Below are 20,898 nucleotides of genomic sequence, written 5' to 3'. Positions count from 1 at the left end.
AGGCGAGATCCAGGGTGGCAACTCTACACGGGGGGACGCTCCTGCGCGATCGCCTTCATCCGCTCGCGAACCAAGGGTCTGTTTCGAGCGCGCCGAACGCTCAACTGGCCGCCATCCTGAAAATGCGGCACCGCTGCATCGCGGCGCCCTCGCTCGCGTATATCGGTGAGCGGAAGAAGGCGCGTTCCTGGCTGGCCAGAGCGCTGGCGATCGATCCGGACGACTTCGTGACGCAGTACAACGCCGCTTGCATGTATTCCGTGCTCGGGGAAGTGGAGGAAGCGGTGCGGTACCTGGAAAGAGCCGTCGGAGGAAGCGTGAGTCAGAACGTATTGGAACGAATCCGTCACGAAGTCATTTCGACGCCATTCGCGATCACCCGCGGTTCGTGCAGCTTCTTAGTTCACTTGCCTTGTGACGCCACGACGATTCGATCGGGAGTCTTCATCGGTCCGTTCTTGCCGCCGCGCCTGGGCCTTGCACTGGCGGGCTGCCGGCCTTGCCTGTCGCCGGTGGTGTTTTCCCCCACATTTTGCTGCCGCTGCTTGTGCTGCTCACCTGGCCGCTCGCCATGGGCAAGTATTTCGCCCCGGCATCGTCTCTGCAGGGTTTGCTTCGTCGGCAAAGGACATCGCCAGCGGCCTCACAGCTGCGGTCGATCGCGACCGAATCGGGATTGATGCTGGCCGACGCGCTGGCCGGCGGCCGCTTCACCCTGTTGATGCCTGCCGGCATTATTGCCGGGGCCGGCGACCGGTTGTTCGATGCGAAAGCCGAGGCTCTTAGACTACAATAGGAGATTCCTGGTTCCTTTGTCGATATCATCCCGCAGGCCGGCCACATGGTCCACCACACCGCACCGCTAGCTGTTCTCGCCATGGTGGACAGGGTCGCTGCCGCGGCCAGCATGAAGTAGGCCGGCACTGGCGCGATCCCGAAGAAGTGGAATCGCGATTTTCGGAAAAGATCATGCTCAAAAGCAATAGGTAGAACCCCGTCCCGACTCTATCGGGTGGCGAATCCGATGATTTACTTCACGGCGGCACGCACTTCAGCGAACCGCATCCTGTGCATCCATCCGCGCCGGTTCGGCTAACATCGACGTCGAGGTCCCGTATCTTGGGGATTTGGCCAGGGGAACGGCCCCAATTCCGTGTTCGGCTTCTGCCTCTCTTGGTGGCTGCCAGCATCTAGTCGTCTGCAAATCGAGGCCACGGACTGACAAGCACCCCCGCACTACAAGGAGCTGGCGGTCGGAGAACAAATGTAGACATGTCGCACCATCCTTGCGGGTACGGCTTGCGATGCATACTGACGGTCGAGGGCTTAATGTAACCAAATCAACGGCTCGGCGTTTCGGTCAGCGCCGTTGCAATGAGCGAAGCCATAACCTCTGTCACGAGCATAGACTGGCGATTTCATGAATCGCAATTTTCTGGTGATCGAACCTGAGGAAGGCATTGCCGTGCTCAAGGGGCTTGCCTCCTCGGCGCGGATCTCGATGCTGAAACTGCTGCATGAGAAGGGGCCGATGAATGTCAACGAAATCGCCGCCGTGCTGTCGCTTCCGCAGTCGACCGTCTCGACCAACATCCAGGTGCTGGAGGATGCGGGGCTGATCCGCACCGAGAGAGCGAAGAAAGGCAACCGGAAAATCTGCTATCCGACCGCCGAAAAAGTGCTCGTCGTGTTCAAGAGCGAATATCGTGCGGTCAAGAACGACGCGATCGAAGTGTCGATGCCGATCGGGCTTTATACCGGCTTCGAGGTTACCGCGCCCTGCGGCCTTTGTTCGCCAGACGGCATCATCGGTCTGCTCGATGTTCCCAACACTTTCCTCGATCCGGACCGCATGAAAGCTGGTCTGCTATGGTTCACGCGCGGTTTTGTCGAATACCAGTTCCCCAACAATGCCAAGCTCGCCAATGCCGAGATCACCGGACTCGAAGTTGCGATAGAGCTGTCTTCGGAAGTGCCGGGCACCAGCGCCGATTGGCCCTCGGACATCACGCTGACGATCAATGGCGTCGATGTCGGCACCTGGACGTCGCCGGGGGATTTCGGCGACAAGCGCGGCGTCTTCACGCCCACCTGGTGGAAGCTCAAGGGCTCGCAATACGGTAAGCTGAAGAACTGGCGAATTGCCAATGACGGCACCTATGTCGACGGCCTCAGGATTTCCGAAACCGGCCTCGCTGCACTCGATCTGAAGAGCCATCATTCAATCCGCGTCCGTATCGGCGTCAAGGACGATGCCAAGCGCCCCGGCGGGATCAATATTTTCGGCAAGGGCTTTGGAAATTACGATCAGGACATTGTGCTCAGGATCAAAACCGCGTGAATCGACTGGCCGCGTTGCTGCGCTCAGTTACAGTTCATTGCTAGGCTAGGCTTGCAGCTGGCACCGCCGTCCATGAGGCGACCGGCTTGCCTGACGTGTATAGATCCCTCGTCGCAAGCTTTGCCCACTGGCTGCGAATCCCCTGCTACCCTCAATCACCAGTACAAAGGGATCCGTCCCACCAACCAACAGCCAGATTATCCTCCGTTCCGGCAAATGCCGGAACTTACCATCTAGGCAACTCTCGAAAGTATATGCCGATCCAGGTCACACTTAGCCAACCCGAACCGCCAGCGATGGTTCGTAGCCTCACGCCTGCTCTGGTAGAACAAGGTCAGTTGCCGGCCGTCGATCATCACCGTCGAATGGCCATTCTCGCCGGGCTCACCAGGGTCGAGAACGGGGCCAACGGAAACGTATGGACCCTTGACGTCATCGGCGATGGCGAAGAAGACGCGCTGCCGGCTGCCGCGCGGACCTTCGGGGAGGAAGCAGGTGGCGTTGAGAAGCACACGACCGTCCGGCAGCTCGACGAGCTGCGCGCCTTCGATCCCCCATTCGTAATCGGGGTGCTCGCGCGCATTGTGATGTGGCACGTCGAGATGATCGAGTATCTTGCCGAGACGTTTCCATGGCCCGAACCAGGAATCGGATTGGCTGCGCGCCAGATAGACATCAGGCTGGGGCACCCTGGTGAATTTGGGCATGCCTGAATAGACGATATAGCGCTTGCCTCCGACGATTGCGGGGTGGGGATCGTAGATGCCGTCCTCATCGGTGTCGGGCAGCGACAATATCGCCGGATTGAGCACCACCCAATGAAAGCCGTCATTGGACACCGCGTGCTCGCAACGTCCGCCGGACTTCATGAATTCGGTCTGGATAAACATGTGGAAGACGCCGCACTCATGAATGACGCCGGGCGCCGCAATGCCAGATCCGGTTACGGGCAAAACGATCGCCTCGTGCTCTGTCCAGGGTCCATAAAGATCCGGCGCTGTGGCGTGGAGGATTTTCCAGCTCTCTGTTGTGACGGTGCCGCTGGAGCCGAAGACGTGCCAGAGCGTGCCGTCGAACACCGGACAAGGGTCCTTCAGATCATCCACAACCTGCGGGTGAAACAATGGAAAGACGTTGGTTTCAAAGTCGATCTTCATTCGCCAGCCATCCCTCGATTCGTCTCGGTCTCCATTCAAATGAACCACCGGCGCGACTCAGATGAATCGATTCCAAGCGTATTTATAGCTCCGCTGATGAACGGTTGTTGAACGATTGAAGGATTTGAACCGCTCTGTGGCAAAGGGCCACATTTGGGGAGCCCGACCTGACGCGAGGGGCTTCATCATGTGGATCGAATGGGCGGCCGGCTCGCCCCTTCTCTGTCGAGCCGTCGCAAGTGGAGCGGACGGCTGGTCTCGCCCGAGACAGTTTGGAGCTATGGAACAACTTATCGGGATGGAAGTTATATAGAAGGCTGCGAACTTCATGTCAAAGCTGCCTCGATTGACTTTTGTTAGTCGAGGCATTTTGTAACTATATCGAAGGATAATCTACATGGAAATGGCGGCGGGCCGGGCCAAAACACCAAAAAACCCTGTACAACCGTCTATTTTAATTTGCTTTTCACACCTCCGATGGAACTTCGTATATCAGAGACCACAACACATTCTGACCCTGGCGTCAAAACAGCAACAGCTAATTTACTTCGAAGAGCCAATCTTCGATGAGAGGCGCCACCCTTCGATGCGGGTGCACAATATTACCCCCAAGATCAGAATAGTGACGCCGCTGATCCCAGTTGGTACTTCCGCGACCAGGGCGGACGCAATCCAGCGCAGGTTCGTCGATCAGATCCTCGCCTCCACGCCGCATGACCGATTGACGACCTGGTATTACACGCCCATGGCGCTACGCTTCAGCGATCATCTCGCCTGTGACGTCTGCGTCTACGACTGCATGGATGAACTCTCCGCGTTCAAAGACGCTCCCGCAGAGTTGACGCAGTTGGAAAAGGCGCTGTTGCAACGTGCCGATGTCGTCTTCACGGGCGGGCAGAGCCTCTACGAGGCCAAGCGCAGCTTGCATCGGGCGATCTTTCCCTTCCCGAGCAGCATCGACGTTACCCATTTCCATCAGGCTAGGGCGCCAGGTGAAGACCCGTTCGATCAGGCCGACATACCTCACCCGAGGGTGGGGTACTTCGGGGTCATCGACGAACGGCTCGACCTTGAACTTATCGCGCATGCGGCTGCGGCAATGCCAGACGTGCATTTTGTCATGCTCGGCCCTGTCGTCAAGATCGATCGGGCGAGCCTTCCCACGGCAGGCAACCTGCATTGGCTGGGCGGCAAGTCCTATGCAGACCTGCCGAACTATCTCAGGCATTGGAGTGCCGGCTGGATGCCGTTCGCGCTCAACGAAGCGACCCGCTACATCAGCCCGACCAAGACTCCCGAGTTTCTTGCGGCAGGACTGCCGGTGTTGTCCACGGCGATCGTCGACGTTGTGCGTACCTACGGCGTCGAAGGCCTTGTCGAGATTGTCGAGGCGGAGGACATCGAGGCCAAGCTTCGCTCGATCCTGGCCCACCCCCGCGATTTCCTGGTGAAGAAGGCCGACGCCTACCTCGCCGACATGTCCTGGGAGAAGACCTGGAGCGCGATGGCTGCCCACATCGAGCGCGCCCATGCGATGAAGAGCGTCGTCCCATTCCTGAGGAGGGCGTGAGCGTGTTCGACTGGTTGATCGTAGGGGCCGGTTTCGCCGGCAGTGTGCTGGCCGAGCGTATCGCATCGCAACGGCAGGAAAGCGTCCTGATCATAGACCGACGAAATCACGTCGGCGGCAATGCCTATGACTGCTACGACGAGGCGGGAATACTAATTCACCGTTACGGGCCTCACATCTTTCACACCAACGCCCAATCGATCGTCGACTATCTGTCGCAATTCACGCAATGGCGGCCTTACGAACATCGCGTGCTGTCGCTGGTCGATGGAAAGCTGCTGCCGATACCGATTAATCTCGACACCATAAACCGCCTCTACGGCCTTGAATTGACGTCCGAGCAGCTGCAGGACTTCTTCGCTTTCCGACGCGAAACGGTCAAAGAAGTCCGCACCGCCGAGGACGTCGTGGTGAGCACAGTAGGCAGAGAGCTCTACGAGAAATTCTTCCGCGGCTACACCAGGAAGCAGTGGGGTGTCGACCCTTCCCAGTTGAGCAAGTCAGTGACGGCGCGAGTCCCGACCCGGACCGATCGCGACGATCGGTATTTTGGCGACAGCTTTCAGAACATGCCGGCAGGCGGGTATACGCGCATGTTTCAGCGCATGCTGGATCACCCTAAGATCAAGATCATGCTGCAGACCGACTACCGCGAAATTCGCGACAAGATCCCCTTCCAGCGGATGATCTATACCGGTCCGATCGACGAGTATTTCGACTGGAAGCTTGGTCGCTTGCCCTACCGTTCGCTGCGCTTTGAGCACACGACGCTTGATTGCGAGCAGTTTCAACCGGTCGCCGTCGTCAACTATCCGCAGACGGAGAAATACACACGGATCACCGAGTACAAGCATCTGACCGGTCAGCAGAGTCCGAAGACCAGCCTCACCTACGAATACCCCACCGACGTCGGAGATCCTTATTACCCGGTGCCGCGGGCCGAAAACGAGGCTTTGTACAAACGATACGAAGCTTTGGTCGCGGCGTGCCCGGAGGTCTGGTTCGTCGGACGTCTTGCAACATATCGCTATTACAATATGGATCAGGTGGTCGGCCAGGCATTGGCTACGTTCGGGCGCATTCAGACACGCCTGCCAGCAAACGGGATGCTCGTCACGCCGACGCAGCGCGAGGCGGCCGAGTGAATGATGCGCCGGCCTGACCGGCGTCGGGCGACCCACGGCCAAAGAGGCCCATGTTTCTCGGCTTCTCGGCGAACAGCTCTAGATATGCTGTGCTGTTGATGCAGCTGAAAAGCGCGCACTGTCGTATCAGCGAGCCTAAGGCGCCCTTGCTTGTTGTTCCTCAAACGCCAAGAACGATTGGCGCTGGCGCTCCAACTCGTCCGCAAGTGGCTTGCGAACAGTGCGCGAGCCGTCCGCATGAATGGTGGAGAACAAGCCGACTTCGGCGTGGCGCGAATTGTCCCAACCTGGGTAGGCCGTCACCGGGTACAGGCATATACCCTGAACAGGTGCACCGAGGCTCGTCGCGTCGCGCACTTCGTCGCAAACGTAGTGAAGCCAGGCTGGCCGGCCTGAACCTTCGGCGCCGGTCTCGGCGATGAACATCGGCTTCTTGTATCGCTCGGCGACCTCGACCAGCATTTCCGAAAGTGCACGGTATTCGTGGTGCCCCATCGGTATCGTTGGGCCATTCAAGTACCATTGGTTGTGCGGATAGAAGTTGAGGCCGATGACGTCCACAACGTCCTCGCTGCCGCCCAACTCCGGTTCCACGCGCCCGATCAGCATGTCATACGCCTCGAATTGGCCCTGGCGAGCATTTTCGGCGCGCCGCCGCTCGGGGTGAGTACGGTCACGAGGAGCAATATGGATCAGCGGTTCAGCCCAGATGAACCTGCAGCCGGGTTCGGCCTCCCGCATGGCCCTCACGCCGGCGACCGCTGCCCTGACAAGGTGTCGTTTGAACCATCCACGCTTGTTCGGCCCGACGCGGGGGAAATAGCCGACCTCCACCGCCCATGCAAAAAACGAAATCTCGTTGATCGGGCACACCAGGGGAGCCACCCCGGTTGCGGAGCGATGAACCCGAACAGCTTCCGCGGCGAAACGGACGTAGGCCTTGATAAACCCCGGGCCACCTTGGTCGATATGGTCTGGCGAGCCATAGTGGAAGATATCCCAGATAATCTGCACCCCGGCCGCCTGGGCTGCTTCGATCGCCGACGTCCAACTCGACCAGTCGAAGACTCCGGGCGCCGTTTCAATCAGGTGCCAGCGCAAGCCGTCGCGGATCGTGCGAAGCCCAAGCTCGGCACAACGGCGATAGTCGCCATGTGCATGGATGTCATGTGAGGTCGCGCGGATCAGATCAAGACGGGCCCCGTCGGCGCGCCTGTGGGAGGAACACTCGAAACCAGCCATGAAAAAGCTGTCGAACCCGGAAGAGCCTGCCGTGGGCCGACGAGCGGTATCCTCGTTCATACCAACATCCTGTCGCCCAAGACGTGCGCAAGTGATCGCATTCGCAGTCCCCATTGTCAGTTCCGGGGCTAGTCGAAACCGGTCGGCTACCAACCACGTCGACGGCTCGGCGGCCTATACGCGTGTGCCAGGATTGGCGAATACAACCAAGCTCCAATCTCGTCTGCCTTGGCCGCGGTCGCGTCGAGTCGATCCGAAGTTATGCGGCCTGTTGCATCGCCCGTTCGTTGACGCCTGCTTCGCCTAGTCGGGTGAGCGCCTCATCGGTTGCTTTTTCTTCCTTGAGCGTCTGTTCGAGTAGCGGGACTGCGTCTTTCAGACCAAGTAAGCCGGCCCATGTGACAAGAGTTCCGTAGCGCGCTATTTCATAATGTTCGACGGACTGGGCTGCAGCCACGAGACCCGCGTCCAATGCCGGAGCCTCCTGGAACTCCTCCAAAATCTCTTGTCCTTCTTCGATGATGCCGTCGATCGCCGGGCACGTTTTCCCTTGGGCTCTCCTGCCAAAGGCGTCGAAAACTTGCTGCAGACGCTCGATCTGACCTTCCGTCTCGTCACGATGTTTTTCGAACGCCGCCTTCAACTCTTCGGACTCCGCGCCCTTTGCCATTTTCCGGAGCGCCGTCAGAATCTTGCGTTCGGCGTAGTAGATGTCTTTCAGACCATCATAGAAAAGGTCTTCCAAGCCCTTGGAGCTGCCCTGAGAGCTTTTTTTCGTCGCCATTGTCATCTCCTCTTTCATTTCTATCGACGCATGCATGGCTCTAACTGGACCAGTCTCTTGTTGTTCCTTCGGCGACGGCACACCGGCAGCCAACAGCGAGCGACGGTCGGGTTGACCGCTGATTTCAGTCCGCCGCGCCAGCAGCGGCTTGAGCATCTCGGCTGCGCTCCATTGCGGAAGTTCCGGAATGAGGATCGTCTGCCTGAAGGGTTTCCGCTGTCATCGAGTCCTTGCGGCCGCATTTTTCGCAACGGACCTTTGCCCGCACCTGATCAAGGTTCCCGATCTCTTCTCGGGCCCCCAATGGCGTCGAACCTGGACGAAGTTGCCGACCAGATCAGCAGTGTATAGGGGCCGCGGGCCTGTTTTGCGATGTAGTTGAACTCACCTTGAGGCAGCTGCTCGCGCAGGCGTTTGGACGACAGGCGGACGGCATCATGGCCTCTAAATTCGAATTCGAGGTCAAGAGGACCACGTCCACAGCATAGTTGCACCTAAGATCCTCCTCGATGTCGCCAGCGGCGCGAAGCCTCAGATGGTCTTCGAAAACCCCCTCTGCGGACCGAGCATGTCATGTCTCCTTTGCAGTACCGGAAAGGCCGTGGACAGCCGTGTCGTCCTTCGCGATGCTGAACGGATGCGACGGCGGTTTGTTCGTGAGGCCAACATGCGCTGGAGCCGGATTGACTTGCACCCCCGATCACAAACGAATGAGAACATTCAATCGGGGTCCTCATGGCTTCCGCCATCGACATTCTGGCATGCTGACCAGCGACGAGGTCGGCAATTGTCCAGGACTAGAGCGGCCGGCCAGGTGCAGCGGTGCCGGGGGGACCTCACGCTCCAAGGCCGTCCTGGCCTTCGCCAGCGACAACCACAGGGCCTGCAAAAAAGCTTCATCTGCTTGCGGTGTTAATCCGACCTCCTTGCAATGTTCAACGATCCTGTCCTGGATCGACACTGCGGTTTCATACCGTTGGACAACCCTTGCCAGAACGTCCTGACAGGTGCCAATCGCCACCTCCCGAATGTGGTCAGCGACGGGAGAGAGGGCAGCACGGGTGACATCATGAGCAACGGGGGCGTCCCGATCAGTCGGATGTATTCCGCCTCGGGCTGCCCATAAGAACGATCCGCCAACGCGCGTCTATAGCAATAGCTTCAGCCTTCAATTGAACAAAGCAATCGTGTGGGGACCGGTCCTCACCCATGACCAGGGCTGCCCCGGTTATACCGTCAAAGCCAATAAGGCCAACCTCGGCCTCGACCTCAGCCCGAAGCTTCGCCACCATTAACCCGAGACCGCTCTCGAAGAAATCGACGGTGTCAATCGGGACCGAGGTCTGCTCCAGGTGCGTCCTCAGTCCCAAGTGACGGGCTTCGAGGTGAGGCTGCAGCAACGTCAGATCCGGTGCGCTCAGACGCCGCAACAGTTCGTTCTTGAACGAGGTTTCCATCTGCGCTGTCTCCCGATCGGGGCGGAAGGGCGATGGTCGCTCACAGCTGACGATGCCCTAACAATTGTCGACAGTCAGGGGAAAGTATACCTAAAAGGGCGGGGAGTCTCAAAAAGCTACTATGCTGACCAGAGAAGCTCGTCAGTCTGGCGATCATCAAGATGCTGCTAACAAGCAGTGTCCGCCTCTACCGGTCGAAGGTTGCCTTCGCAATCTGGTGTGCGCCTTTTGTCGAAGCATACGGCCCCAAACTGATTCATCCTCTGGGGAAGCCAAGCGGTATCGACGCTGCCTGAAAACTTACGCGCAAGCGCTCCACACTTTCGGGGCGGCGCTTTGTCGATGGCCCAGAGTAGCCAAGCACCCCTTCTTTATCCCAGAGTATTCGTCTTCGCCTATTGCTCCGGAACGGCAGAGGTTTGCGGACGATTTCGTGCTGCTTCGGCAATTTCCGGGATGTATTTCGTCGCGGTGCAGCTTCGGTTCACATTGGCGCGTGCGTCGAATACCTCTTTCTCGCAGACCCGCTTGGCGAGCTCGATAGGCACATGAACTGCCAGAGGCACTTCCACCTCGGAGATTCCAAGCTCCCGTGCGATCTGCTGTTTCACTTCGTGCCTGCCAAGCGAAACGTCGACGCCGACATCCTCGGCATCTTCGGTTGTCGATGATGCGCCTTGCCCCGGAAGATCTTGCTGCTCGGTCTGAGCAAATGACTGCACGGCAAAGAGTTGCAACGCGAACACGGCGAGCGGCAAAATTCGTTGGAATACTCTCATGCCTGGCTCCTGCAGGTGCCTTTAACAACGGCAAAGTGTTTGAAGCGTTCCAGAGGCGGGGATGCGCGGGCTCAGCGGCAGTCGAGGCGGGTTTTTTCTGTTGGCGTGGAATACGATATGGCGACCGTGGTTGGGTGCCGACAGCCGACTGCGCTGGCACATCGGAGTGTAGGAAGTTGCCTACCGAGAAAGAAAGACAAGCCAGAGACGAGCGCGCCTCGGATGCTGCACGAGGATTGACCGACATTGAGCGTGCGGCACGAGACGCAAAGACCGCGTGTTCGGGAGCAGCGCCTGAAGGCCGCACTTGCTGTGACGTCGGCCCGCGGCATCTAAACCGAAGAGGACACCAAAACCGCGAAAGCCTAGCAGTCACTTGCACCACACGGGAGCTTGCATTCAACCCCACGGTGCTCAAGATCCAAGTAGGCTCTGCAGCTCTCTAGGCTCAGAACGTCGTGCACCCAAGTTAGATCCTGCTGCAGCAGTCAGGACTACCCCAGAACGAATATGGCCAGCAGGGCAACAAAGAGAACAAGGGCGATCGCGGCGCCCCAGATGAGGACCTTTCCGGTGCCGCGTTGCTCTTCCTCGCGAGAAACGTCTTTCGCCATTCCATGCATCCTTTGCGAAGGTCCAAACTGAGCAACGTGCCGTGCCAGGCTGTTCCCAACGCTCTCGGAGCCAACTTGGTGTCAGTCCAACTGCCGGTTGCCGTAGGGCTTCTTCGCTCTAGCGCTATCGGCAATACAGCGCGGCTCTCCTCTGAGCGCGACCGCAGCTCCCTTCAGGCAAGATGCGCGAGCAGACGGATATCTATCTGACCGAAAGCAAAAGAAACCACGCGTGCCCCACTGAAAGCACAAGCAAGCGCAAAGGTTCCTGAACTGATGCTCGGCTGGCGGGAACTTGCTCGCCAGCCGAGTTGAGTTCAGGCGATGGTCGGGGGAGACTGGCCAGCCACACGCTGGTGATTCCAACCTGAGCCGATGTGCCAATCAGCAACCTTCGTCGGTCTTTTTGACCTGGCCTGGCGCGGCGGTGTTGGCTGCCGTGTCCTGCTGACCTGGCGCCGCCTGCTGAGCGCTGCCAGTCTGCTGGCCGGGCGCACAGTCCCTGGCCGAGTTCGGATTTGTGGTGCCGCTGGTGGTGGTCGTGTCGGTGCCTTGATCGCCGGACATGTTGGTCCCGCTGCTCGTCGTGCCGGTGCCCTGATCCGTCGTGCTGGGCATGGTCGTCGTGGTCGAGGTTCCGCTCGTCGAGGTTCCGCTCGAAGTTCCGCTGGTCGTCTGGGCAAAGGAAAGCCCGGCCGACACCGCCAGCACGGCCGAAGCCAAAAGGATGCGTTTCATCTTCTTTCTCCTGTCTGAATGCGCCGGATGCGCCTGACAAATTGAACAGGCAGACAGAAGGAGTGTTCCCCGATGAAGTTCAACTTTTGTAACTCTGGTCGTAGGTCAGCCTTAGGATGGCCGGCGTATATTAGAACCTCATGACGGCGGCTCGAGTCGAAAAGCAATCAACGAGCGGAGAGGCCGTCGCGTTCCTTGTGACTGCGGTGGCGCGGTGAGGCACAAGGCTCAATGCGGAGCGCCAGCGGCCGCGATCAGCGCCTCGTCGAGAATCCACTTCAGCTTCGCCGAGCGCTGGTAGCTTCATCTGCTTGCCGTTCTTACTTGCCAGGAACGACATGCAGCGGTCGCAGTATGCCATGCGGGACCTTCAATATGTCGCCGTATGTCGCCGCGTCGGATGGCCAGGAAGCGGCCAGTGCCAGTTGGACTTTGTGATGGAGCGGCGCAGCGGCGAGCGTCCACGGGCCGTTTTCCTTGCGCCGATCTTCCGCGATCTTGGCCTTTTCCACGCATCGCTGCAGGATTTTTCGCGAGGTGAATTGAGACCCGCCACGACGCTGATCTCTGCGACGGTCAAGGCCCGTTCGGCGGGCTCTACTCCGGAACAATGTCCTCTTCTGAAAGTTTCCTTAGATCGCAAAGGAGATTCGACATGTCAGAAAGCCGCGAATGGTTTGTCCAATGGCTTAGAGATGCCCATGCCATGGAAGAGCAGGCCGAAACGATGTTGAACGGACAGTTGGGTCGCATCGAGAACTATCCCGAGCTGAGCGACCGGATCCGACAGCACCTCGACGAGACGAAGCAGCAGGCTGCCCGGCTGAAGACTTGTCTCGATCAGATGGACGAGGGTTCATCCACGATGAAGGACGCTGGCGGTAAGCTGACGGCGATGGCGCAATCGCTGAGCGGCGTCTTCGCTGGAGACGAGGTGATGAAAGGATCGCTCGCGAGCTACACGTTCGAGCACATGGAAATCGCCTCCTACACGATCCTGATTGCCGCCGCTCGATCGCTCGGCGAAACCGAGGTTCTTCGGGCTTGCGAAGAGAATCTGCAAGAGGAAGTCGCGATGGCGGATTGGCTGAAATCCCGTCTTCCCTCCACGACCGAGCAGTTCCTTGCGCGGGCCGAAGCGGACAGCGACAGCGCCAAGCGGTGATCGGGTAGGAACGCTGTACCCGTAAACTGGGTGATCGGGATTCGTCCGCTAGCGCGTCCCCCTTCGTGAACGCTGGGCAACGAACACGCCTAGCAGGCGGTCGTCGAGTTGCGCATTTCGAGAAATTGCAACGACGAGCGATGCTAATATTGCGGCGTCGTCACTTAGAGAGTCGAAGCGTTCGCCTGCGGAAGCCTGGTCGAGTCGAAGCGTTCGCCTGCGCAAGCCTGGTCAAATACGCATTGGCAATAGCCAGATCGGAAGGGCTAGCGCAGCGCTCGGCGAGATCAAGCTCGAGTGGGCGTGTTAAAACGTTCGAAACGAGGTCGCGATAGCGGAATGCCCGAGAACGCCCCAGATGACTGAGCAGTTGCGTGCGCGGGCACCGGCAGCGCCAAGCCGGATCGGAGAAAGTTCGTCCTGACAGCGGACAGAGCGCGCCGTTGCGCTCACGTTATGGGGTCGGCAGCACTTGCACGGTTTTCGGGGTGAATTCCGCTTCAGCCGGTCGCTGGCGGTTTCGCTGAAGGCCGTGACCGACCGGCCGACGATCATCATGCTCGGGTTGACCGCTTTGTCCGATCTTCTCCGCCGTGCGCATCGTCATCGCGCCGTCCGTGGTTCCAGAATATGCAATCCGATGGCTGAACTCGTCGGGACTCGATAAATGTCAGCGCGGCATCATACTTTGCCTTCAGGACGACTGTTTCTCTGCAATGACCTCTGTCTACGCTCATCCAGTTCGGTCGGTGTCCATCTGCTCATTCAGACGTCGTTGATAGGCAAAGCCGACAGCCGCGGCGACTGCCAAACCCGCCGCCGCCAGAAGGAGTTTGTCCTCGGTATGCTCATTGCCCGATGCGTCTTGAACAGCTAACGAAGCTTCATCGAAGGGTGCGGATGCTTTTGCGACAGTCTCGCCCTGGTGCGGCCCAACGCCGCTATGGCGGATACCCGCAGCCAGACGTTCTGTCTTCTCTTTAACAGTTTCCTTGGCCACGCCGGTCAACTCGGCAGCTTCCCGTTTTATTTTGCCAGCCGTTTCAAGAGCGAAATCACTGACGCTTTCCGCCAAATCGCTAGATTGCTCCTTCAGGCGCTCCTTGGCGTACGATAGGTGATCAACCTGCTGCTCGCCGGGTGGCCGGGCTGAATTGGTCCGCAACAAGCTGATCAATCCCGCTCCGACGAGTGCGGTTGCGATCGGCGGATGGCGGAGGAAACGCCACCCCAAACCGGCCCCAATCGCCAAAGCAGCGCTCGGATTGGCAGCCGCCTTGGCCTTGAGATCGTCAATAATCGCCTGCGCCACCGATTGCATTGAGGCTCTTGCTTTCTCCACCAGGGCATCCTTTGCCTCAAGCGCTTCGTGTTTCAAATCATCGGTAAATTCGGAGAGCGTGTTTGGCGACCGAAGTGTCGACAAGTCCTCGGCGAGCTTAGCCCGGGCAGCCTCAACTTCGTATTCAAGATGCTCAAGTTGTGGATCGGCCATCATAAATCTCTCTTGCCACCGGGGCGGGCAGGTTTGCTCGACCGAGCGTTGCCCGACCGCTGCGATTTGGCCGTTATTCCTTCCGAAGGGGTGGCGCTGCCCGGTTGCAGCTTGGCGGCCGGAGTGGATGAACCGCTCGATCCACTTGGGCTTGGCGAAAGCGGCTGCACGGGTTCACTTGATTGCTCTTCTGACAAGGCGCTTCCAAAGGCGCCCGCAACGTCCCTTGCGACCTCCTTGAGGCCGTCCGAATTCAGCCCATGTTCCTCGGCGGCGCTTTTGAGCCGTTCGCCCGCCTTTGCTGTCGAGGACTTCAAGCGGTCCCCAGCTTTTTCAGCAGCATCCGTCAATCGCTCTCCTGCTGGGCCGAGCGTGCGCCTCTCGACATCGCTGGCCGGCAAAGCAGCAGCTATAGCGGCACCGGCTGCGAAGCCGGCCAGAACAAAAGCCAATGGCTGTTCTTCCACCATGCGGCCAATCGTGTCTTGGAACGATGATTGGGCTTGCTGCACCACGCGCCCTGACTTCTCGGATACGGAGCGACCGGCCCGTTCTGCGTATGACGCGGCGGATGATGCGTACTGACTTGCGGTTTCACTCACCTTCTCCCCAATGCCGGCTAAATTGTCGCGCATGGCCTCTGCTGTCTCGCTAGCCTCTTCCTGCGCTTTGGACGCCCCGCCGCTGGCGGTGCGTACGTGCGGAGCATTTTGGCGCCCGTCGGTTGCACGGGATTGCTCGCGATGCCCGGCACTTGAACCGCGGCTGCGCATTAGCAGCGCGCACCCTGCTGCGACGAGCAGAAGGCCTTCGGGATTGTTCCTAGCGGAGCTGAGAAGCCATTCTTTCGTTCCAAAATCCTGGACCTGTGAATTGCGGCTCATGTTAGTTGCTCCTTGGTTGTCGCAATATCCTGCTTTATTTGGCTTATGGAGTGTGTCGGCAGAAGTTCTTTTTGCGCGTCAGCGCGGCCCCTATAGTAAGCGAAAGCAGCGGCGAGGGCCGTTGCGGCCGCGACGATCAGACACGACCAGTGCAGGGCCATCCCTAAGCTGGCTATTCCAAGTACGAGGGCTTGCACTAGAAGCAGAGCGGCGACCACTCCCAGCACGCCAGCAGCAGACATCCACACACCTGCTTGGAGCTTCGTTGAGACGTTGGCGGACAGCTCCGCATGAGCCAGGCGCAACTCTTTTTGAAAGAGGTCCGCGACGTCCGCCAACACTGCCGACAGTGCTTGAGGGAGAGGCGAATTCTTCAGTTGTTCCTGTGCCATCAGATCAGTTCGCTCCCTGCCGCCTTCCCTTGATGGACTCTGGTGCGGGAGGCGCGCTCTTCAGTGTGCGGAACGTCAAAAAGCCCGCTACGGCGGCCAGCCCAAACACCAAACCCGGCTTGCGCCTCGCGAAATCGGACGCTGCAAGAACCAGCTGATCGACGGACCTGTCTCGCAGGTCGTCTGCGTATCCATCAAGCCTATTCGCGAAGGTGCGCACGACCCCAGCGACTATCGGTGCGTTTGCGTCGAGGTCCTCGGCCGCACGCTTGGTCGAACTCGCCAGTTGGCCCATCACCTCGGCGCCGCTGCCGACCTGACGGTCCAACATCTCCTTCACCTGATTGGTCACAGTGGACGCGCCACCAACGGCCGCCCGTTTGGCGGTTTCCGCTGCCCCTTGCGCTATGTCGGACGCTTTGGATAACGTGCCGCTTACGGTCGCTCCTATGTCTTCCGAGGTACCGTCACCAACTCTTACCGCAGTCGGGGGACGCCGTTCAGAATTCCGGTTGTTCATGGTTTCCTCCATTCGAGGAGCAAACGGAGGTAAGGCCCGTTGGTTCCCAATGAGTGACTATCTGGGGTGTCAAGTTGCGTTTGCGAACTCGAGGCGCGCATCGCGTGCTTTTGCATTGGGAATGATGGGTAGCTTGCGGGCGGGCGCAATGCGAATAGTCATCTTTTCCTTTCCTGTCTGAAGGCGCGAGGGGATCATATCTGGCGACGGTGAGCGCGACGAGGAGAGGCTGGAGCGCGGACCTTCACGGCCGCCGCGCACCGGTCTTCGACCGCTGCGCCTGCCGCTGTCACTGGCGATCGGCGCCAAGCCTACGAGTTTGGCGATGGCCTTATTGGAAAGGGTGCCAATCTCGGGCAACTCGGCCATCAGGAGTACGCGGGCGACACCGTTGACCGAACGGAAGACCTAATCGAGACAGGCCCCACAGCGGGTCGTCGTCGCTAGCGAGGCGATCTCGCCCTTCAAGTCGGCGGCTCTGACGCTTGAGCAGAACAATGACCTCGTCGAGGCTGGCGAGGGGTTCGGCATCGGCGACGGCGCTTTTGCGTTGCTTCTGGATGGTGAGATCGCCAGTCACCTGGGCAAGCCGGGCGACCAGCGCCTTGAGCCGTTCTGGGCTACGCGCCGCGGCGTTGGTTACAGCCGCTTGACCATGGCGTCCAAAGTGATCTGCGCGCTACTCGTTGCGCTCGTCAAAACGCGACTGCTGGTCGGCGGCATCGGCCGATCCGCCCAGCGTGTCGGCAACCGTGGCACCTCGCGCACCCATCGGCTGCTGCGCACCTGTGGTGGTGTCCATCGCTGTCTGATGCTCCATCTCGGAATTCAGCTCCGCACCTACAACCAGGATAATCACAGAAATCCAAGTCCACATCATCAAGCCGATGACTGCCCCAAGAGCTCCATACGTGGCGTTGTAGTTGGCGAAGTTTTCAAGATAATAGGAGAAGCCTATCGAGACTGCGATCCAGACCACAGCGGCGAGGAAGGCGCCCCATGTCGCCCATTGCCACTTTGCCCTTTCCCGGCTGGGTCCGTAGCGGTAAATCAGCGTGATCCCGACGCCCACCATGATCAGCATCATCGGCCACCGAAAGATCCGCACAAGGGCTTCGGTCCAGCCGCCGAGGTTCAGCAGCGCAAGCACGGCCGGCACAATCCCCACCGAGATGATAAAGCCGATACCAATGAGGATGGCGCCAAGTGTGAAGCCCAAGGCCAGGAGATTCAGGTGGATGAAGCCGCGCTTTTCACTCTCCTCGTAGGCGATGTTCATGGCTTCGAATAGCGTCTTTATGCCGTTACTGGCGCTCCACAGTGCGACGGCAAGGCCGAAGATGAAGCCGAAGCTGAGCGCGCCAGCCTTCTGAGCGGCCAAGGACGCAAGCTGAGATCTGATAATATCCAGACCTCCCGAAGGCAGTACGCCGCCAAGGAACGCAATGTGCTCAGCGATGGTCTGAGGATCGGCGACGAAACCATAGATGGACACGAACGCGGCAAGCGCTGGAAAGAGGGCAAGAAGCAGATAGAATGCAGCCCCCGCCGCGATCAGCATAACACGGTCCTCGGTTACCTCAGCAAAGACCCGCCACAGCACGTCCTTCCAGCCGCGGCTGGGAATCTCTGACGGCCATTCGGCATTGCGTCCGCGGCTCTCCCGTTCGGCCCGCCGCTCAAGTTGCACTTGACCTTCGTAAGCGTCCTCGGTTGTTTTCTTCGACATGGCCGCCGGTCCGGAGCATCTTCTTCGCGGGGCAAACGTATAATAGCGCCAAAGGATGCAGGTGCAGACCTGCGCTTACAAATAAACATCCGCCGCCTGCAGCAACACCTGCGCCATCCCCACTTGGCCCTTCGGCTCCCATGCTCATCTGGCGGGGGATGCGACGGCTGAGCGTGCATGTTGTCGGGACGACGCAGCCTGATCTAAATCCTCATTGCGCTGGATCACTTTAACGACACCCACGTTACCAGCCATGATCTCGCTGGCGCCTGAACATCAATTCGTCAACGCCGGAAGCATTCGGCTTCACGTCGTTCAGGCCGGGCCTGCTCTGGGTAAGCCGGTCATGCTCCTGCACGGCTTCCCGGACTTCTGGATCGGGTGGAGACGGCAGATCGGTACGCTCGCTTCCGCCGGATATCGGGTCATCGTTCCCGACCAGAAGGGGCTACAACACCAGCGACAAGCCAGAGGGTATCAGCGAGTACACGCTCCCCAAGCTGCTCGGCGATGTATTCGCCCTGGCCGACGCGCTCGGCATCGGAAGGTTTCACCTCGTCGGACATGACTGGGGCGGCATCGTCGCTTGGGCCGCCGGGGCAAAGTTGCCTCATCGCCTGGACAAGCTCGTCATCCTGAATGCGCCCCATCCCGACGTTGTGTTTACCCATGCCCTGCGATCTCCGACGCAGTTTCTGCGGAGCAGTTACGTGGTTTTCTTCCAGATCCCATTGCTGCCCGAAGCCGTTTTGGGTGCGCGGCGCTCCGCCTTGCTCGCACGAGCACTTAGGACATCCAGCCGGGAAGGCGCCTTCGAAGAAGAGGAGATTGCAGAATATCGGCAGGCTTGGGAGCGGCCGGGGGCGCTGACCAACATGCTCAACTGGTATCGCGCCTTGCCCTTTCGCCCGAGCTTGAAGGAGCGGATCACGACGCCCACTCTTGTTATGTGGGGGATGCAGGACCAGGCTCTGGAATCCGGGCTGGCCAAGCGCAGTCTCGCCCTTTGCGACGATGGCCGCGTGCAGACTTTCGAGAAAGGGACGCATTGGGTTCAACGCGAAGAGAGCAACGCGGTGAATGCGGCGCTTCTGGCGTTCCTGGAGGGCTGAGGAACTCAAAAATGGATAGAAACTGGGGGCAGCGTCAGATGGAGCCGGAGGAGGCCTGCAGGGCATTCCTGGCTGCTGCAAAAGAGGAGGGGACATTACAACTAGCTAAGTTGGATTGCGGTATAAGGTTCTATTGTCTCCGACCAACACCGCGCTTTGCGGAGCCCGCCGCCAGCAAGGAGAGGCGACGGACCCCCGCCTTTGATACGCCTGTTCATGGCCTCCACGCTCATATCGGCGCAGCGGGCGCTCGACATCACTAGAGCTCATTGGCAAGCAGCCCGCCGATATACACTGGCAGTGTCCAGGCGTGGGCGTGGCCTTTCCGCTTGGGTATTATGGTGCGGCCTGCCCGATCGGCCGTCCCTCGATCGACCCTGAGTTGCTGATCCGCATGCGGATCGTCGGCAGCTCGTCCTCGACTCGATGCGCGAAGTCGTCGACGCCGTGCGCAAGCCTGGAGCTGTAGCGGCCTCGCCTGTCCCGCCCCGGTGTCATCGCTTCGCTGGCGCTAACGGTGAGACCGCATAGATCTGGTCCAGTATTTTCAGCATCAGAGCGTTGAGCTGGCGGGAACTTGCTCGCCAGCCGAGTTGAGTTCAGGCGATGGTCGGGGGAGACTGGCCAGCCACACGCTGGTGATTCCAACCTGTGCCGATGTGCCAATCAGCAACCTTCGTCGGTCTTTTTCACCTGGCCTGGCGCGGCGGTGTTGGCTGTCGTGTCCTGCTGACCTGGCGCAGCCTGCTGAGCGCTGCCAGTCTGCTGGCCGGGCGCGCAGTCTCTGGCCGAGTTCGGATTTGTGATGCCGCTGGTGGTGTTCGTGTCGGTGCCCTGATCGCCGGACATGTTGGTCCCGCTGCTCGTCGTGCCGGTGCCCTGATCCGTCGTACTGGGCATGGTTGTCGTGGTCGAGGTTCCGCTCGTCGAGGTTCCGCTCGAAGTTCCGCTCGAAGTTCCGCTGGTCGTCTGGGCAAAGGAAAGCCCCGCCGACACTGCCAGCACGGCCGAAGCCAAAAGGATGCGTTTCATCTTCTTTCTCCTGTCTGAATGCGCGGGATGCGCCTGGCAAATTGAACAGGCAGACAGAAGGAGTGTTCCCCGATGAAGTTCAACTTTTGTAACTCTGGTCGTAGGTCAGCCTTAGGATGGCCGGCGTATATTAGAAGCCTCTTGAAGAAGACACTGCCCGCACCAGAATCCATGGCATGGCTCGGGGAATAGGCATTGGTGACCAGGTGTCGATTACTGCCACGGTTCGAAGGCGGATAACAGAGGACCGCGTAAGCGTCTCGATCCCAGGTTACGATTTCCCACATTCCATCATCGACCACACCAAGGTGAACCGAGGCCAGCAAATCGACCTGAAAGGCGAGGTCACGCGCATCGACGAGGACACCGTGACGATCGACCTCGGGCCGCTGGTCACGGTCGACCGTGACAAGGTCCGGCTATTGGAGAAATATCGGCCGCCAAAACGACGAAAGGCACTTGTCGTTGCCCCGGATTAGAACCGACAACATCGCGACAGGCTATGAGGGCAGGCCGCATGACGGGCCGGTAGAGGACGAGTCGAAGCACTTGGTCTACTGCCCAGTCTGCGGCCAAACGTTCGACGCGCGCGATCTTGGACAGGTCTTCCACCACGCTGAGCCGCAGCACGAGCCGCTTGCGGTCGAGCAATAGTCCAGCTAGGGTCAGGACTCATTGATCCAGAAGATGAAGGCTGCAGCGAAGGCGATCGCCGACAGGAAGGTGTGAGCACATCGGTCGT

At 59.4% G+C, this 20,898-nt stretch carries 21 protein-coding genes; 7 read left to right on the top strand and 14 right to left on the bottom strand.

What is annotated here, in order from left to right; translation table 11 throughout:
* Positions 1 to 499: 499 nt before the first annotated feature.
* Both NKH59_RS22190 and NKH59_RS22185 read left to right on the top strand, forming a co-directional pair.
* Complete coding sequence (locus tag NKH59_RS22190) at positions 500 to 796, top strand: hypothetical protein (protein WP_353023026.1); 297 nt, start codon at positions 500 to 502, stop codon at positions 794 to 796.
* 624 nt (positions 797 to 1,420) lie between these two features.
* Positions 1,421 to 2,341 (top strand): ArsR/SmtB family transcription factor, encoded by a 921-nt coding sequence (locus NKH59_RS22185; RefSeq protein WP_352516188.1) that lies wholly within the window; start codon positions 1,421 to 1,423, stop codon positions 2,339 to 2,341.
* Positions 2,342 to 2,574: 233 nt separating this feature from the next.
* Here the strand turns inward: NKH59_RS22185 and NKH59_RS22180 are convergent, their stop codons facing one another.
* The gene (locus tag NKH59_RS22180) at positions 2,575 to 3,498 is read right to left on the bottom strand and encodes a glycoside hydrolase family protein (RefSeq protein ID WP_352473704.1); all 924 of its coding nucleotides are present in this window, start codon (positions 3,496 to 3,498) and stop codon (positions 2,575 to 2,577) included.
* Positions 3,499 to 3,895: 397 nt separating this feature from the next.
* Between NKH59_RS22180 and NKH59_RS22175 the strand changes: the two genes are divergently transcribed.
* Both NKH59_RS22175 and glf read left to right on the top strand, forming a co-directional pair.
* The gene (locus tag NKH59_RS22175) at positions 3,896 to 5,068 is read left to right on the top strand and encodes a glycosyltransferase family protein (RefSeq protein WP_352467856.1); all 1,173 of its coding nucleotides are present in this window, start codon (positions 3,896 to 3,898) and stop codon (positions 5,066 to 5,068) included.
* Between the two features lie 2 nt (positions 5,069 to 5,070).
* Entirely contained in the window at positions 5,071 to 6,213 is a 1,143-nt protein-coding gene (gene glf, locus NKH59_RS22170; protein WP_353023101.1) for a UDP-galactopyranose mutase, read from the top strand.
* A gap of 135 nt (positions 6,214 to 6,348) precedes the next feature.
* On the opposite strand, the gene NKH59_RS22165 is transcribed toward glf, so the two are convergent.
* The 6 genes from NKH59_RS22165 to NKH59_RS22140 form a co-directional block, all read right to left on the bottom strand.
* The gene (locus NKH59_RS22165) at positions 6,349 to 7,515 is read right to left on the bottom strand and encodes a glycoside hydrolase family 1 protein (protein ID WP_352851964.1); all 1,167 of its coding nucleotides are present in this window, start codon (positions 7,513 to 7,515) and stop codon (positions 6,349 to 6,351) included.
* A gap of 199 nt (positions 7,516 to 7,714) precedes the next feature.
* The gene (locus tag NKH59_RS22160) at positions 7,715 to 8,239 is read right to left on the bottom strand and encodes a YciE/YciF ferroxidase family protein (RefSeq protein ID WP_353023099.1); all 525 of its coding nucleotides are present in this window, start codon (positions 8,237 to 8,239) and stop codon (positions 7,715 to 7,717) included.
* A gap of 1,091 nt (positions 8,240 to 9,330) precedes the next feature.
* The gene (locus NKH59_RS22155; protein WP_353023024.1) at positions 9,331 to 9,696 is read right to left on the bottom strand and encodes a hypothetical protein; all 366 of its coding nucleotides are present in this window, start codon (positions 9,694 to 9,696) and stop codon (positions 9,331 to 9,333) included.
* 395 nt (positions 9,697 to 10,091) lie between these two features.
* Positions 10,092 to 10,475, bottom strand: coding sequence for a hypothetical protein (locus NKH59_RS22150; RefSeq protein ID WP_352473695.1), 384 nt, complete (start codon positions 10,473 to 10,475; stop codon positions 10,092 to 10,094).
* Between the two features lie 998 nt (positions 10,476 to 11,473).
* Positions 11,474 to 11,827 carry a hypothetical protein gene (locus tag NKH59_RS22145; protein WP_023680319.1) on the bottom strand — a complete coding sequence of 118 codons (354 nt, stop codon included), beginning with the start codon at positions 11,825 to 11,827 and terminating at the stop codon, positions 11,474 to 11,476.
* A gap of 320 nt (positions 11,828 to 12,147) precedes the next feature.
* Positions 12,148 to 12,339 carry a hypothetical protein gene (locus NKH59_RS22140; RefSeq protein WP_023680339.1) on the bottom strand — a complete coding sequence of 64 codons (192 nt, stop codon included), beginning with the start codon at positions 12,337 to 12,339 and terminating at the stop codon, positions 12,148 to 12,150.
* A gap of 143 nt (positions 12,340 to 12,482) precedes the next feature.
* Between NKH59_RS22140 and NKH59_RS22135 the strand changes: the two genes are divergently transcribed.
* Positions 12,483 to 12,992: a ferritin-like domain-containing protein gene (locus NKH59_RS22135; RefSeq protein WP_352637601.1), complete on the top strand. Its 510-nt coding sequence runs from the start codon at positions 12,483 to 12,485 to the stop codon at positions 12,990 to 12,992.
* A gap of 733 nt (positions 12,993 to 13,725) precedes the next feature.
* Here NKH59_RS22135 and NKH59_RS22130 read toward each other — a convergent pair.
* The 6 genes from NKH59_RS22130 to NKH59_RS22105 form a co-directional block, all read right to left on the bottom strand.
* Positions 13,726 to 14,490 (bottom strand): hypothetical protein, encoded by a 765-nt coding sequence (locus NKH59_RS22130; RefSeq protein WP_352467852.1) that lies wholly within the window; start codon positions 14,488 to 14,490, stop codon positions 13,726 to 13,728.
* Positions 14,487 to 15,371, bottom strand: a complete 885-nt coding sequence (locus NKH59_RS22125) for a hypothetical protein (RefSeq protein ID WP_353023022.1) — start codon at positions 15,369 to 15,371, stop codon at positions 14,487 to 14,489. Before NKH59_RS22125 ends, NKH59_RS22130 begins: the two co-directional genes overlap by 4 nt.
* Positions 15,368 to 15,763, bottom strand: a complete 396-nt coding sequence (locus tag NKH59_RS22120; protein WP_352457931.1) for a phage holin family protein — start codon at positions 15,761 to 15,763, stop codon at positions 15,368 to 15,370. The genes NKH59_RS22125 and NKH59_RS22120 overlap by 4 nt, the downstream gene beginning before the upstream one ends.
* Before the next feature lie 4 nt (positions 15,764 to 15,767).
* Positions 15,768 to 16,115, bottom strand: coding sequence for a hypothetical protein (locus tag NKH59_RS22115; RefSeq protein ID WP_352467850.1), 348 nt, complete (start codon positions 16,113 to 16,115; stop codon positions 15,768 to 15,770).
* 237 nt (positions 16,116 to 16,352) lie between these two features.
* Positions 16,353 to 16,652, bottom strand: a complete 300-nt coding sequence (locus NKH59_RS22110; RefSeq protein WP_352637597.1) for a transposase — start codon at positions 16,650 to 16,652, stop codon at positions 16,353 to 16,355.
* A gap of 310 nt (positions 16,653 to 16,962) precedes the next feature.
* Entirely contained in the window at positions 16,963 to 18,012 is a 1,050-nt protein-coding gene (locus NKH59_RS22105; RefSeq protein ID WP_352467848.1) for a YihY/virulence factor BrkB family protein, read from the bottom strand.
* A gap of 269 nt (positions 18,013 to 18,281) precedes the next feature.
* Here NKH59_RS22105 and NKH59_RS22100 point away from each other — a divergent pair, with 269 nt between their 5' ends.
* A complete protein-coding gene (locus tag NKH59_RS22100) occupies positions 18,282 to 19,124 on the top strand; it encodes an alpha/beta fold hydrolase (protein ID WP_353023097.1) in 843 nt (280 codons plus the stop codon).
* A 666-nt stretch (positions 19,125 to 19,790) separates the two neighbouring features.
* Here NKH59_RS22100 and NKH59_RS22095 read toward each other — a convergent pair.
* On the bottom strand, positions 19,791 to 20,156 hold the full coding sequence (locus tag NKH59_RS22095) for a hypothetical protein (RefSeq protein ID WP_352637594.1): 366 nt from the start codon (positions 20,154 to 20,156) through the stop codon (positions 19,791 to 19,793).
* A gap of 176 nt (positions 20,157 to 20,332) precedes the next feature.
* Here NKH59_RS22095 and NKH59_RS22090 point away from each other — a divergent pair, with 176 nt between their 5' ends.
* A complete protein-coding gene (locus tag NKH59_RS22090) occupies positions 20,333 to 20,635 on the top strand; it encodes a hypothetical protein (protein ID WP_352974103.1) in 303 nt (100 codons plus the stop codon).
* Positions 20,636 to 20,898: the final 263 nt, after the last annotated feature.

The organism is Mesorhizobium sp. M0998 (genome assembly GCF_040318885.1).
In the GTDB taxonomy this organism is placed as follows: Bacteria; Pseudomonadota; Alphaproteobacteria; order Rhizobiales; family Rhizobiaceae; genus Mesorhizobium.
The sequence above is the reverse complement of the archived record's forward strand: the minus strand, read 5'-3'. Positions and strand labels throughout refer to the sequence as shown.